This is a genomic window from Tenacibaculum pacificus, assembly GCF_027941775.1.
Lineage (GTDB): Bacteria > Bacteroidota > Bacteroidia > Flavobacteriales > Flavobacteriaceae > Polaribacter > Polaribacter pacificus_A.
This window is the reverse complement of sequence record NZ_CP115917.1, coordinates 1,479,743-1,498,120: the sequence shown is the minus strand read 5'-3', so window position 1 is coordinate 1,498,120 and position 18,378 is coordinate 1,479,743. Positions and strand designations below refer to the sequence as shown.

Genomic DNA, 18,378 nt, shown 5'->3' with positions numbered 1-18,378 from the left:
TTAATTTTCTCAACATGATGAAAAAAATATTTTTATTAGCCAGTTTATTTGTGTTAACAGTTTCGTTTTCACAAACTTTAGATACAGTTATACCAAATTTAGCAGAACGAAAAGGTGAAATGTTAGATGCTGTTGCTCTTTCTGATTTAGCTAAAAAACCAAATAGTTTTGAACAACGTGAGTCTATAAATGTACGTGGTAACATGACTTTTATTGCTAATAATATTTTAAATATACGTGAGTGGGTAAATGGACCAAATTGGGTTTTATCAGAGCCAGAAGACCCTTATAATGGAGATCAAGGTAATAACGGAAATAATATGTACTATATTGACGTAGATGGTTATGTTGATGTTGATAATAATGGAGTTGATGATACCTTTTCATCAAGTAGAGCTATTTTAAAGTTACCAGATTGTTCACGTGTTGTATATGCTGGTTTATATTGGGCAGCTGTATATACTGGAGGTTCAGAAGATTATCGTAAAATGAAGTTTAAATTACCTTCTTCTACTAATTATATTGATATTAGTGCCACTAATAATAATAGAGAAGTTTTAAGTAATACGAATAGCTTATATACTTGTTTTAAAGATGTAACTGCCTTGGTACAAGCAGAAGCAAATCCAAATGGTACTTATACCGCAGCAAACATAACAGCAAGTGAAGGGCAGCCAGCTAGTGGTGGTTCAGCAGGTTGGACAATGGTTATTGTTTATGAAAATGATACTGAAACAAAGAAAAATATTTCAATTTTTGATGGATATGCTGAAGTTGCTTACAATGAAGTAGAATTAACTTATTCAGGTTTTCAAACAATTCCAACAGGTAATGTTAAGGCAGAATTAATTTTGGGAGCTTTAGAGGGAGATAGAAATATACCTGGTGATATTTATGAATTTAAGGATAAATTAGGTTCTTATATAGAAGTTTTTAATAATCTAAATACTCAAGGTGATTTTTTTGATGGAAGTATAACTGTTTATGATTCTTATTATGCAGGTAGTTTACTATCAAGAGAACCTGCAAGTGAAAATACATTCGGTTTTGATGTAGATCAAATTAAATTAGATAATACAGGTAATAGTATTATAGATAATAATCAAACTTCAGCTGATGTTAGATTTACTTCTACGGGGGATATTTATTATCCTTTTTTAAATGCTATGTCTATTGAGGTTATTGAACCTGAAGTTAAGTTAGTTAAAACACTAGAAGATGCAGCAGGTGTTCTTATACCTAATGCTCAATTAGTACCCTTAGGAAGTGATTTGTTTTATAAGTTAACTTTTAAAAGTGTAGGTACTGATAATGCAAAACAGACAAAAATTATAGATGAATTACCTAAAAATGTAACATTATCACCAGCAGATATTATTGTATCAGATCCTAGTATAACATATACTTATGATTCACCTGCAGCAGGTAATGGTTTTAGAGGTAAATTAGAGTTTTCTATACCAGATGACTTAATGAAAATGGGTGGTGCTGAATATTCTATAAGAATGAAAGTTGAAGTAACTAATGATTGTAGTGATTTATTAGCTTCTTGTGCTAATAATGTAGAAAATCAAGCGTTTTCGAGTTATGAAAGAGATTTATCTAGATTAGATCCAACAGATATTGGTTATACGCCTGGTTATAATCAAATAAATGATAACCCAAGTCTTTCTGGTATTGAACCTTGTGGTTTAGGTATATCAGGTACTTCAAATTTTTTGATAAATATAAGTAGCTGTGCATTTGAACGTACAGAAGTTCTTTGTGGAGGTAATGTTGTTCTTACAGCAGGTGATGGTTTTGATACTTATTCAATGGGAAAATACAAATAATCCAGGTACTGAAATAGCAAACACACAAACATATACAGCAACCCAAATAGGAACTTATATAGTAAAAAAAGTATCTACTTCAGGTTGTGATAACTCTACAGAAACGATAAATGTTGTAGATTATAATACAGTACCAAACCCTTTAATTGATTTTGCAGATCAAGTTGTAAACTGTCTTAATCCGGTATCTGATTTAGTTGAAATATATTTATGTGGAGCAGGAGATTCTAGATATATAAATTTACCATTTACAGGAGCAACTGCAACTACTGTAAAATGGTTCCAATTAGATGAAACGAAGCCCTGTGATTTAACCAAGCCAACAGATTTACCGTTAAAAAATAATTGTCCTAATATAGCTACTGATTGTTCTTGGGATGAAATAGTACCTACTACTCCTTTTTCTATGAGTTTTGCAACAGCTGGTCAATATAAAATTGAGGTTTTATATGATGGTCAATGCCCTTCTACCTATTATTTTAATGTGTTTACAGGGAGCTTAACACCTATTATCGATAAGGAAAATATTGTTTGTAATACTAATGGTAGTATTACTGTAAATAGTGTGCCAGCAGGTTATGAATATAGTTTAACAGGTCCTGCAGGGTATAATGCTCCTTTTCAAGATTTAAATAGTTTTACAAACTTAACCGAACCAGGAGATTATGATTTAATTATCAGGTTAAAAGGTTCAACATCTGCAGCATGTAGTTTTCCTTTTTCTAACATAAATATTCAAAAACAAGCTTTAGGTTTAACAGTCGCTCCAATAATAAATATGGAGTGTGAAGGTGGTGTTGCAAAAATAATAGGACAATTAAATGGTGATGCACCAGGTCCTTTTACATATACATTAATTAATAGTGCTACAGGATTAACTGTGGCTACATTGCCTTCAACAACGGATAAAGATTTTTCTTTTGATGTAACAGATGATGGTTTATATGTTGTTAAAGCAACTACTGCAGATTGTTCTGAAGAATCAATAACTAATGTTGTTGAGCCAGATCCTCTTTTTGTAACTGCATCAATAACTAAAAATATTACTTGTTTAAATGGTAGTTCTGCAGGAGTTATTACGTTAACAGGAGCTGGAGGAACTATTGATACCGCTGCTGGTGAAACATATACATATGCTGTTTGGTCAAAAGATGGTACGCCATTATATGCCGATGTAGCAAGTATACCGATAGCTGCTTATTCTTCAACAAATCCTCTTTTTACAACAAATAATACTTATTCTGTTCCTAACGGAAGTGAAGGTAAATATGTCTTTGTAATAATAGATTCAAACGATTGCCCTAGTTTTTCAAATGAAGTTGAAATTATTATAGAAGCTCCATTAACATTTACACATACAGAAACACCTGTAAATTGTAATGATAAAGGAATCACAAATGCTCAAGTAGTTGATGATTTTGGCTATGCAATAGAATATAGTATTAATAATACAGACTGGTTTGCTTCAGGAGTTTTTAATAATTTAGATGCAACAACACCAAGTACTTTATATACTGTTTACATACGTGCTACTAAAGGAGGTGCTCAATGTTTATATGAAATTCCAGATATTGAAATTACCGAAACAGAAGCATTATACGCAGAAGCATCACAAACACAAGATTATACACGTGCTCAAGATGGAACTATAACTTTTGATATAACAAAAACAACAGGAGGAACACCTCCGTACACATATGGTATTAATGGTGATTTTACAACAGATCCAATAAAAATAGGCTTAACAAATATAGCTTATACTTTAGTAATTAAAGATAAGAATAATTGTGAGTTTATTTTACCAGGTATTACTATACCTAATTTACCAACAGCACCAACTTTAGGAAGTTCAATAGCTTTAAATTGTGATACTACAGCAACTGTAACTATAACACCATTTAACGCAAATTATATTTATAAGTTAGGAGCATTAGAACAAACAGGTAATAATATATTTTATAATGTACCTGATGGCGCTCATAATTTCATAGTAGATTATGGTAGTTCATGTACAACAGATATTAATGTAACAGTTAACGGAACTCAATTTGAAGCGAGTTTTATAAGTAAAGAAGATAGTGATTGTTATGGTTCAGATAATGGTGCAATAACTATTGATGCAAAGAATTTTTATGATGGACGTTATGAATATTCTACAGATAATGGAACTACATGGGAAGAAACAGGAGATAATCCATATAGAATTGTAGGTTTACCAAAAGGAGATTATCACGTGCTTATTAGAGAAGTTACAGGTATTGCTCCAAATCAAGTTACTTGCCCTGTTGATTTAGGTATTATAAAAATAGGAGAACCTCCAGTATTAGAATTAACATCGGCAACTGTAACAACTCAAGCAACTTGTACTGAAAATGCTACAATAACAGTAGTTGCAGATGGTGGAGTACCTCCGTACAAGTTTAGTATAGATAATGGTATTACTTGGCAAGACTCTGTCAGTGATCAATATATATACACAAATATAGCACCAAGTGCTACAAATTATAAAATATTACTACTTGATAGTAGACGTTGTGACCAATGTGGTTGTACTGTAAATCCATTTGAAAATGGAGGATTTGAAGATCACCCTGAAAAATCAGCAACAGGAAATGGTTATTTAATACGTGATGAATCTCAAATTCCAGGCTGGGATACAACAGAACCTGAAAACAATGAAATCGAAATTTGGTATAATAGTTTTCAAGGAGTACCTCCTTATGAAGGTACATCTTTTGCTGAATTAAATGCAAATAAAGTAGGTGCTTTATATCAAGAATTTTGTACAAAACCAGGAGATGTAATATCTTGGTCGGTAGTACATAGAGGTAGGTCAGGTGTTGATGTTGCTACAGTAAAAATAGGAGGAAGTCTTGCTACAGGAACTATTAAAGCAACAATGTCTGATGATAATACTGCTTGGGGACAATATTCTTCAGGCGCAACGCCATATATTGTACCTGCAGGGCAAACAACTACTGTAATTGCTTTTGAAGCAGTTTCTTCAACTGGGGGTGATAGTTATGGTAATTTTATTGATGATGTAAAAATAGAAATTAACAGAGTAGTTTGTACACCTGTTGAAGTAGAAGTTAAAGCAGCTGAAGATGTAGTTCATACTGCTTCAATTACAAATAATTGTTACAATGGTTCAAATGCAGAAATTGTAGTAAATGTAACAGATGGAAACGGAAAATATCAATTTAGTATTGATGGAGGTACTACTTGGGAAACTCCTACTGATGTTGATGCAACTACGTTTACTTTTGATGAAACAAATGGTTTAAATCCACCAACAACAATATCAAAAACGTATACAATAGACGTAAAAGATAGTTCAGGTTGTGTATCACCACAAACATCACATTTAATCTATCCTCAATTAAAATTAACAACTACGTCTGTTAATGAAACCTGTAAAACAGGTCAAATAACTATAACTCCTGAAGGAGGAGATACAAATTATATATTTGCTGTAATCCCTACAGGAAATACAGTTGCAGATGCTGATTTTAGTACTACAAATCCTATAGATGTAGCAGCAGGTATTTATGATGTTTATGTAAGAGATAAAAATGGAGGAACTGATTTCTGCCAAGTATCAGAAATAGCTGTTAAAATTACTAAAATAGATAATCCAACAGTAGCTGTTACAGTTACACAACCTAAATGTTTTGGTGAAACAGGAACAATTGATTTAGACATATCAAATGGAATAGCTCCTTTTAAATATACTTTAGATGGAGGAACACCACAAGATATAATAGGTAATCAGCAATCAATAAGTGGTTTAAATGATGGTAATCATACTATTGTAATTATTGACGCTAATGATTGTTCATCAATAAATATTATAGAAAATATAAGTGTACCAGCAGCTTTAGAGAATGGTAAAGCAGTAGCAACTGATTTTGCATGTAGTGCTTCAGGAACTATATCAGGAACAATTACTTTTTCAGAAGTAATAGGTGGAACAACAGATTATATATATTCTTATAAATTAACATCTGATACCGTTTATACACCATTGTTAGCTGGAGAAACATCAGTATCTAATATAGCAGCAGGTACTTATGATACACAAGTGACTGATGCAGAAGATTGTGTTAGAGCTTTAAATCTGGTAGAAATAAAAGGTTTACCAACTGAACCAACATTAGCAAGTGGAGTAACTTATAATTGTGATGGAACAGGAAATATAAAAGTAACAGCAACGCCAGCAGCAGTATTGCCAATAATATATAGTTATACTTTAGGTGCAGAAACAAATACAACAGGAGTTTTTGAAGATGTATCAGTAGGAACTCATACGGTATCTGTAGCTTATGGAAGTAATTGTTTTGTAACTATTAATGAAGAAGTTAAAGCAGATCAGAAATTTACAGCAGCAATAACGGATGAAACAAATCCTGTGTGTATAGGAGAATCAAATGGAGAGATAGAGGTAACGGTTTCTTTTCCATCAATAACACCAGCTACTTTTGAATACTTTAATGGTATAATTTGGGTAGCAACAACAAGTAATCCATTTACAATATCAGGATTTAACGGAGGTGTAAATCATGAAATTAAAGTCCGTCCTTTAGGAGCTACAACAGCAAGTTGTGATGTAATATTAAATAAAACATTAACAAATCCATCAGCAGTAATTGTAGATCCGTTAACAAAAGTAACCAAAGAAATTACGTGTACTCCAGCAACAGGGGCAACGATAACACCATTAGCAAGTGGTGGAAATGGGGCAGTTTATACTTTTGAATTATTTAATGATGCAGGAGTATCTCAAGGTGATGTATTTACAGATTTATCTGCAGGAGATTATACTATAATTGCAACAGATTCTAAATTATGTACATCAGTTCCATTTCCTATAACAGTAGCTGTTAAAGAAGATATAGCTTTTGAATTAACACCAGAACTTTGTTATAGTGGTGCTAATGACGGAACTATTAAAGTAATAGTAACAGGTGGAAATGGAAATTATACATTTAGTAGAGATAATGGGGTAACTGTTTATACGCCAAATCCTGCAACTCCAAATGAGTACACATTTACAGGGTTATCAGATACAGTTTATAATATTACAGTAACTGATAAATTTGCTTGTGAATTAACGAAATCGGCAACTATTTTACCAGAATTAGAAGTATCAGCAATAACAACAAACGAAAGCTGTAAGTCTGGAGATTTAACAATAACTGCAACAGGTGGAGATGGAGATTACGTATATGCTGTAGTAACTAGTGGAGCAGCAGCAACAGGTTTTAGTGTAACAAAACCAATAACTATTGCTGCAGGAACTTGGGATATTTATGTAAGAGATCATAAAGGAACAGGAACTCTAGGAACTGATTTTTGTGAATCTAAAACAACAAAAATAGTAACACGAATAGTTGATCCAACAATAACAACAACAGCTACACAACCAGAATGTTCTGGAGAAACAGGAACAATAAAAGTTGTAGTCGCAAATGGAACAGCAGATTATACAGTAACTGTAACAGGTTTACTATCTGCACCAGTAGTACAAACAGGTAATTTATTAAACTATGAATTTACAGGATTAGCAGATGATACATATACTATCAGTATAGAAGATGCTAATGGATGTTCACAAACACCAGTTGCTACAGAAACAATAAAAGTACCATCTGCTTTAGCAGGAGGTACGGCAACACCTGTAGATTTTATGTGTAATACATCAGGAGGTACTATTCAAGGAGGAATAAACTTTACAAACCCTACAGATGGAACACCAGGTTATACTTTTTATTACAAATTAGCTAGTGCACCAATTACTGATTTTACACCTATAACAGGAACTACAGTAACAGGATTAGCCGCAGGAATTTATGATACAAAAGTATTAGATGCGAATGATTGTGAGATCGCTTTAAATCAAGTAGAAATAAAAGGTTTACCAACAACACCAGTATTAGTAAGTGCAGTTACATATAATTGTGATGGAACAGGGAATATAACAATAACTCCTCTTGATGCTAGTTACACTTACACATTAGATGGTAATGCAACAACAGATAATAATACTGGAGTTTTTAATAATGTTTCACAATTAACACCACATGTAATAACGGTAGCTTATGGAAGTAGCTGTACGACTGATATCACTGTAACTTTAGATACAGATAAAGCCTTTGGAGCAACAGTGACTAATACAACGAATCCTTTATGTTTTGGAGCATCAGATGGTACTATTACTATTGAAGCTGTAAATGCAACATTACCATATCAGTATTCTATAGATAATGGAACTAACTGGAAGACTGCATCAACAAATACATTTATAATACCAGCTTTAGCAGATGGAAGTTATGATATAAGGGTTAGGCAAAATGCAATAGCACCACTTTGTGATGTAGCTGTATCAACAGAAACATTAAATCAACCAGTTAAAGTAACTGTAACAGCATCAGTAATACAAGGAATTACATGTAATGCAACAGGTACTGAGGTAGGAGCAACAATACAAGCTATTGGCGCAAAAGGAATTGCACCTTATACTTACGAACTTTTTGATAACACAAATACTTCTTTAGGAAGTACATTAACAGGTATTGGAGTAGGAACATATACTATTATTGCTACGGATAAAAACGGATTAGGTTGTCCATCAGATGCTGTTACAGTTATTGTTAATCCAAAAGAAAATATTACTTTTAATTTAACACCAGAATATTGTTACGATGGTACTAATGGAACTATCGTTGTAGCCGTAACAAATGGAAATGGAGATTATCAAATTAATACAAATAATGGTGGATGGAAATCATTAACACCAACATCAATTACGCCTTTAGAATATACTATTACTGGTTTATCAAATACACCTTCACCACACAGTATTAGTGTGCGTGACAAATCAATGTGTGTTGTAACAGATACCGTTACTATAAATCCAGAATTAACTGCTTTTGCAACACCAACAAATATTAGTTGTAATTCTGGAAAAATAGTAATTACACCAAATGGAGGTGATGGTAATTATCAATATACGATAAGCCCATCAGCAGGTACAACTATTACTGGTAATGAAATAGCCATAACAACAGCTGCAACTTATACGGTTACTGTTCAAGATAAAAATGGAGGTGCAAATGCTTGTTCAATTAGTTTACCAAACATTGTTATAAATGATGTACCAGATGTTAAAATAATATTAACACCTAACAACCCTCAGTGTAATGGTGATTTAGGAAGTGTAGATGGTGTTATAACAGCAGGTACTGGAGAAATTGAGCATACCATAACATTAAAAGATAATTTAGGAACAATAATAACAACGTTAAATAATTATACATTACCTAATTTTAGTTTTAATAGTATCCCTGCAGGAACAGATTATGAAGTTGAAATAACTGACAGTCTTGGTTGTACAGATATTAAAACATTTGATTTAATAGAGTTACCTCCAATAGTATTAAATATAGAACCTATTTTACCTGCTAATTGTGAAGATGTAACATTAACTAATACAGGCTTAGATTTTAATTTTGGGTCATTAAATTTAGCAAGTTATGCTCCTTATACTGTTGAGTATACTTTAGATAGTAATACTAATACAGGTTGGACAAATATGAATACACTTACTCCTTCAGTAAGTGCAGCACCACATCCAACTCCTGGAGATAATCTATATAGCGTAAGAGGTTTAATTCCAGGTACATTATATAGACCAGCAATTAGAATTTTAAACACAGATGGTACTGTACGATGTCAGTTAAACAATGGTATTTTTGTAATGCCTTATAGCGTTAATGGATTAAAAATACTTATTAAAATTGTTCCTGGTGATTGTACAACAGGATATACAGTAACAGTTGAAGCAATTGATGGAGTTGGTCCTTTTGAGTTTTCTTTAACACCAGATCCTATAAATCCATCAACAGTTCCTGGTTTCTTAACATGGTATGCATCTGAAGATCCTGTTCTATCAGGAACGAATACAAATGCTGTAGGTTCTGATTATAGAAGAAAAATATTTACAAATATAATTCCAGGAGTCGAATATGATTTTTATGTAAGAGATACAAGTACAACTTGTATTGCAGAAGCACAAGATCAAGCAACTGAACCTACAAATACAGGTTTTGATGTTACTATAACACCAACAGCCACAAATCAATCATGTCCTGGTGCTATTGATAATGGTGAGTTATCATTTTTAATAGAAGATACAGATACTATTTTAGATGGAAAAGAGTTAAACTGGCAATTATATGATGGTTTTACAGATGTTCCATTAACAGGAATTAATGGTATAATACCAAATACAACAACATATCCTTTTACATTAAATACCACAGCTATACCAGAACCATTATTACAAGGATTGTCTTCAGGATTATATTTTATTGTTATTGAAGATACTTCAAGTGGTACATTTCCTAATATTTGTAAATGGGGTAGTAAGGATGTAGAAATATTAAAAGGAACTCCTTTTACAGGAAATTTAAATATATTGAGAGATATTACTTGTAATACAGGAGGTCAAATACGTATAGAAAATATAAATGGTGGGTTCCCTAATAACACAGTTCCTAAATATACTTACACTGTTACTGCAGTAGGTGCAACTGCAACAGTTGATAATAATAGTGGAATTGTAAGTGTTGCATATCCATCACCAGTTACAGCTACTGTAGATGTTGCTGTAACAGTTACAGATAGTAACGGATGTTCTTTTGTTTTAAATGAAACAATAAATGTAAGTGATAATCCAACTATTAATTCAGTTACTGTAAATAGTTGTGATGCTGTAAATACTATTGATATAAATACAACAGGAGGTTTAGCTCCTTACAAGTATTCATTAGATGGAACTAATTTTACAGCTCCAATAACTACAGCAATATATACTATGAATGGCATTCCTGATGGAGTAAATCAAACATTAACAGTAAGAGATGCTAATGGTTGTGAGAATACATATAATTTTACAGTATATCCTGATATTACTTTTGATATTACTAATATAACAATACCAGACTGTATGCCTGCAAATAATGCAACAGCAACAATAACTGTGAATACAGGTTCTGGTACAGGAAATTATGAATATAGTTTAGATAGTAATTTACCTGCAATAGCTTTTGCAGGAACTACTCTTACTTTACCTGCCAATTTAAATACAGGAAATCATACTATTAAAATTTTTGATACACTAAATAGTTGTTCATTAGAAAAAACATTTACAGTATCAAACACAATTACACCAATTTTTACAGCGAATATCACTAAAAATAATATTTGTGATAGTGCTACAAATGGAGAAATAACAATATCACCTATTGTTAACGGAGCAGATCCATTAAGTTTTACAATAAGAAATATTACAGCAGGAACACCAGCCGTAGCTCTTCCAGGATTAGTAATTAGTACACTAGCCGCAGGAGAATATGAAATTGTAGCAACAGGAATTGCTAATGGCTGTACATTTACATATCCTTCACTTACTATAATTGATTTAGAACCAATTGTTGCAACAACACCAACGGTAACACAATTTGAATGTGATTTAGGTACAAATGTCGAAAATATAGCAACAGTAACTTTACCAAATAGTGGTGTTGATTTAATAACAGGTGGAACAGGTAATTATTCACAAGTTATTTTTACATATACACCTGTAACAGGACCACAAGAAATACAAGACAGTAATAGTTTAACTTTTACAACAACAAATACATCAGGAGGAACGGTAGCAATACAAGTTTTTGATGATGAAGGTTGTTCTTCAAATGTAGTAAACGCAACTATTAATGAATATATTCAATTAGATGATATTCAAATAAATATAGCCGATGCAATAACTTGTAATAGAGGAGAACGAATTACAGCAAATGTGACTTTTATACCTCTTACAGCAACACCTGTAGTAATATATAGTTTACTTGATAGCATGGGTACAGAGTTAGAAAATAATAATGATGGTAATTTTACTAGCTTTCTTGTACCAGGTATTTATACAGTTAAAGTTTTGAATACAGTAACGAACTGTTCTATAACAAAAACACACACTGTTGGAGATGCACCAGTATACGACTTAATAGCATATAATCCAGTAAATGAAACTTGTAATTCTGATAATAATGGACAAATAACATTTAATTTTTCGACAACAAGTGCTATTTACGCAAGTGCTTATGATTATCAATTATATGATAGCTCAGATACTGCAATAGGTGGATTAGTAACTGGTGTAACTGGTGAACAAACAATTAATAATTTATCCGCAGGAAGCTATTATGTTGAAGCTATATTGACAGCTACAAGTGCTACGGGTACAGCTTGTACTATTAAAACAGCTAACTTCACAATTAATGAAGCTTTAATACCTTTAAGTGTAACAGGATTAGTTACTACAGAAGTTAATTGTATAAACGAAGCAAATGCAACAATTACTGCAACAGTAATAGGTGGTTGGGGTAATACGATATATCAATTAGAAAACACATCAGGAATCGTTACTGGTTACGATTTTGTAACCAACGGAAATAATGATGTATTTAATAATTTACCTGCAGGAAATTATACTGTACGTGTACGTGATGGTAGTGGGTGTGAAGCTCCTTCAACAGTAATTGTTGTTGATAATCCTACACAAGTAACTTTTAGTATCACAGAAGATGATACAGCTTGTGATTTATCAACAGGAGGAACTATAACGGTTACTGCATCAGGAGGTTCAGGAACTTATAAATACATATTAACAAATAGTACAGGAGTTGAAGTTGAAAATACAGGAGTGTTTGTAGTAACTGCTCATACATTTACAGATTTACCAGCAGAAACATATACAATAAGTGTTCTTGATGCTAATTTATGTGTTGGAATTCCATTAGTACCAAGTACAAATACAGTAACTATAAATCCAGATGTTAATTTTTCTTTAAATGAAACAAAGAAAGTAGATTGTTCAGTAGCACCAGATGGGCTTGTAAGAGTAACATTGTCTTCATGGACAAATGGAACATCGAACTATACCTATAATGTTGTAGGTTCAGTTGATGGATTATTATCAACAGGAGTTGTTGTTACATCAAATCCATTTACGATTTCAATTCCAAGTGGAAATACAACACCACAAACTTATACAGTAACAGTTACAGATACTGATGCATTACCAACATCAACACGTGGAATTTCAAATACAATTGAAATTCAACCAAGAATAGAACCAGATTTTGCAGCAATAGCTATTGTTGATGATATCTGTAAGAATAGTTTAACAGGAGTAGTTCAGGTAACAGCAGTAGCTAACGGAATTACACCATTAACTTATGTTATAAATAACGTAGCTGGTACATTTACAGCTACACCAGTAGGGACAGATTTTATAAATTTACCTGCGGATGATTATATTGTAACAGCAACAGGAATTAATATATGTACAGCAGATGTTCCTGTAACAATTAAAGAAAACAATATAGTAGATCCATCAGCAGCTATTTCTGTAACAGAATTTGCATGTAGCACAGGAACGAATAAAACAAATAATGCCATAGTAATAATTGATAAATCATCAATACTAGGTGGAAGTGGAACTTATACAAGTGTAGAATTTGTATTTACGCCAACAGGCGGAACAGCAGAAACTCCAATCGTTTCAAATAGTTTTGTATTTAATACTGATAACATATCAGGAGGAATAGTTACTATTACCGTTTCTGATGATAAAGGATGTTCAGGAACAACAACTGCAACAATAGCTGCACTTGATGGCTTAACAAACCCTAATATAAGTTTAGATAAAGCCATAACTTGTACTACAGGTGAAGATATAACGGTAACATTTGATACTGTTTCAGGAATATCTGCGGATATTAAAATTGAAGGAATTAACGGTAACAGTTACGCAGCAGTAACACAAAACGGAACATCAGGAGATTTTGATAATTTACCAACAGGTGATTATCAAATAACAATAGTTCACCCAACAACAGGATGTGAATTAATTACTTATCATACAGTAAATCCAGAGCCAGTTTATAGTATAGGTGTTACAAATATTGTAGATATAAGTTGTAAAGGAGGAAATGATGGAAGTGCTGTTTTAGACTTTAGTTCTAATAGCCCAATATATACATTAGGTTATACTTATGAAGTATTTATGGTTGGCAATCCAGTAGCAGTAGCTAATGGAATAGGTACAGGAGGAATACCAACACTAATATCAAACTTAGTTGCAGCAGATTATTATGTAACAATTGATATGGGACTTAATACACCATCTTGTACAGCTCAAACAGCTAACTTCACAATTAGTGAATCAGCAATTGCTTTAAGTGTAACAGGAATAGTTAGTACACAAGTTAGTTGTATTAATGGAGCAAATGCAACAATTACCGCTACAGCAATAGGAGGTTGGGGTGATAATAAGTATCAATTAGAAAATACATCAGGAATAGTTACTGGTTACGATTTTGCAACCAACGGAAATAATGATGTATTTAACAATTTATCTTCGGGAAGTTATACGGTACGTGTACGTGATAGTAGTGGATGTGAAGTTGTTTCAACAGTAATACTTATTAATAATCCTACACAGGTAACTTTTAGTGTTGCTAAAAATGACACAGCTTGTGATTTATCAACAGGAGGAACTATAACGGTTACTGCATCAGGAGGTTCAGGAACTTATAAATACATATTAACAAATAGTACAGGAGTTGAAGTTGAAAATACAGGAGTGTTTATCGCTACTTCTCATACATTTACAAATTTACCAACAGAAACATATACTGTAAGTGTGGTAGATGCTAATTTGTGTATTGGGATTCCAGATGTAACTTCGAATGTAATTATTTCACCAGATTTAATTTTTACAGTTAATGAAACTAAAAAATTAGATTGTTCAATAAATCCAGATGCAAGTGTTGTATTAGATTTATTATCAGGTTCAGGAACTTATGATTATCAAATAACAGGACCTAGTGCAGTAGTAACAAGAACTCTATTGACAACTAAAACTTTAACTTTTAATCCAACAACAATCGGTAGTTATGAAGTTACTGTTTTTGATACAGGAGCAACACCTGAATGTTCTATAATGATACCAGTAACTATTTCATCAAAAATAGAACCTGAATTTATTGCAGTAGCTACAATAAATAATATTTGTAATGGTGATGCTACAGGTGTTATACAAATGTCGCAAACTAATAATGGTATTAATCCATTAAGTTACACTATAAGTCCTGACCCAAATACTGTAGGCAGTATTACTTCTGATTTATTTATTGATTTACCAGCAGCAACTTATACAATAACAGCAACAGGAAATAATAGTTGTTCAACATCTGAAACTGTAACTATATCAGAAAAATCAATAATAAATATTGAACCAGCAATAACTGTAACAGAATTTGATTGTACTGTTGGTAATGATACAAATTTGGCTACAATAACTATTGATAAATCAAAAATTGAAGGTGGAATTGTTACTCCAACTGATGTACCAAGTTTTGAAAAAGCAATATTTGTATATGATAACGGAACACCAACAGATCTTTCAGATGATATAAAACAAGAAGGTTCATCATTTAATTATACAGTACTTAATGAAGCAGGAGGTACAGTAACAATAACAGTATTTGATGACGCAGGATGTTCTGATACAACAACAAGAACAATTCTACTATTTGAAAAAGTAACCGCTGCTGATATTTTAGTATCAAAAGAAATAGATTGTGATACAGGAGAAAATATAACTGTAAAAACAACTGAAAATATAGCAAACCTAATTTATACAATAACAGGTACTGCTACAACAGTTACACAAACGGAAACAGTTATTTTAGGTGCAGATTTAGCAACATTTACAAATTTACTAGTTGATAAATATGTAATTACAATAGCAAATCCAGCAACAGGTTGTGTATTCTCAACAGAATATATTGTAAACGAAGTACCAACATTTGTATTAAATGTTAACAATATTAATAATGTATCTTGTTTCGGAACACCTTCTGGAAGTGCTGAATTAATATTTAGTTCAATAGAAGAATATAACGGAAATTATACTTACGAAATATTTAATGTAGGTGGTTTAACAACAACTATTACTGGCAGTGGTACGGGTAACGTAATTGAGCCATTAACAGGATTAGAATCTGGTGATTATTACGTAACCGTAAAGATGACAGATAGTCCATTTTGTGATGTATCATCAGCACCATTTAAGGTGTTGGAATCACCAGGAGTTTTAGGTGTAACAACAGCACTTTCTTATATATCTTGTGTTGACCCTAATTCAGGTGAGGTAGTTTTACAAGGAACAAGTGGTTGGGGTAGTTATACATATCAATTAATAAATACAACAACAGGTGATGTAAAACAAGCATATAGCGCCAATTCAATAATAAAAGGATTAGATGCAGGAATATATGATGTTACTATTAAAGATGTTAATAATTGTACACATACAGAAAGCTTTACATTAGATGGAGGAACACCATTAGTTGCGACTATTGCACCTCCTGTTTTAAACCAGTGTGAAGGTGATTTTGGTGCAAGTATTACTGTAACAAATGTAACAGGTGGTCAATTACAAGATACAGCAGCAAATAATTACAGCTATATTTTAACATACGTTAGTAACGGATTAGAAGTATCACAATTATCAAATGTTTTTGATAACTTATCAGCAGGAAATTATACAATAAGAGTTGTAGATAATAGATACAGTTGTGTAAGTCCTGTATATCCAATTACTATTGTAGACCCTATTGAAGTAATAGCATCAGCAAATATTACTACAGATATTACTTGTAGTGTACCTACTGCAACAGTTACTGTATCAGGAGCAGGAGGAACAGGACCTTATGAGTTTAGTGCCGATGGTATTAATTTTAGTCCAGTAAACATATTTAATAATATAACAGCAGGACCACATTCTTTTTATGTAAAAGATGATAAAGGTTGTATTTCAGATCAAACAACAGTTACAGTTGCTACTTATGAAACGTTAGAAGCAACATTAAATGTAATTTCAGGGTTTATTACTTGTAAAGATGATAGTAACGGAGTTTTATCAGCCGATGTAGTTGGTGGTTTTAATAATTATGAATATCAATTAGAAGGAACAAATGAAGCTGGTACAGCAATAACAATTCCATGGCAAGCTTCAAATACATTTTCTAATTTAAATGTAGGTAGTTATCAAATTAATATAAGAAGTACTAATAGATTTGGTGTTATATGTTATGTTATAACAGATCCTTATGATATAAAAGAACCAGATTTATTAGATGGTACTACTGTTGTTACTCAACAAGTAAGTTGTTTTGGAACTAACACAGGTATTATTACAGCATTAGGTATAGGTGGTAATGGAGATTATGAATATAATTTGGTTTCAGTACCAGCAAATCCATTATATCCAGAAAATAAATTTACAGATAATGGTGTATTCGAAAACCTTTATGCAGGTATATATCAAGTAACTATTAGAGATGTTAAAGGGTGTACGATTTTAACTCCTTTTGAAGTTGAAATAGTAGAGCCAGACCCATTGGAAATAAGTTTAGTTAATGTAGTAGAACAGGTTTGTTTAAATGATCCAACACCAACAATTACAGTTAATGTTCAAGGGGGAACAGCACCTTATTATATTAGTATTAATAATTTAGAATTACCAATACCATATAATCAAAATCAAATAACATTAGGTAGTTCTGAATTTATAAACGGAGGTACTACATATGTTATAGGTGTTAGAGGTACTGGTAGTGATTGTCCTTCAGAATTATTAAGTCAATTAACAACAAGTACTCCTATTGATTTACAGTTAACTGTAGATTTTGAGTATACATGTGAAACAGGTAATTTTATTAAAGCAATTGTTGATGAGAAGTTTACAAATGAAGTAAGTTATACTTTATATGACGATAATAATGTTGCAGTAATAACAAATACTTCAGGTGAATTTATCAATGTAGCAGCAGGAGATGGTTATGTAGTGAGAGCTACTCATATTGCAACATTGTGTTCTGAAGATTCAAATGATAATCCAGAAAATTATATTCCTGAGATTTTAGATATTAAAGAATTATCAATGACCATTGATGATTCTGAGAAAAATAAAATTACAATTAATGCTGATTTTGGTTTAGAACCTTATGAGTATAGTATTGATGGTAGTGATTTTGGATCAGAGAAAGAATTTACTATCTTACAAACAAAAGATTATAAAATTACTGTAAGAGATGCTAGAGGTTGTGAAGTAACCTTAAATATTAGAGGAACTTATGTATCTATAAAAGTGTTAAACTTATTTACACCAGATGGTGATGGAATTAATGATTACTGGTATCCTTTAGATGTTGAAAATTATCATAATATAAGAGTACATATTTATGATAGGTATGCTCGTAAAATTGCAAACTATAATGGTTTTGTACAAGGATGGGACGGTACTTATGATGGTAATCCATTACCTGCCGGAGATTATTGGTACACTATTTATTATAATGAATTATCAGGAGAAGAGAAAAAATTAATGGGGCACTTTACTTTATACAGATAA

At 32.0% G+C, this 18,378-nt stretch carries 2 protein-coding genes; both read left to right on the top strand.

The features are described 5' to 3' along the window. Nucleotides 1-17 precede the first annotated feature (17 nt). On the top strand, nt 18-1,832 hold the full coding sequence (locus PG913_RS06700; RefSeq protein WP_271230048.1) for a hypothetical protein: 1,815 nt from the start codon (nt 18-20) through the stop codon (nt 1,830-1,832). Beyond that, complete coding sequence (locus PG913_RS06695; RefSeq protein ID WP_271230047.1) at nt 1,795-18,378, top strand: T9SS type B sorting domain-containing protein; 16,584 nt, start codon at nt 1,795-1,797, stop codon at nt 18,376-18,378. Before PG913_RS06700 ends, PG913_RS06695 begins: the two co-directional genes overlap by 38 nt.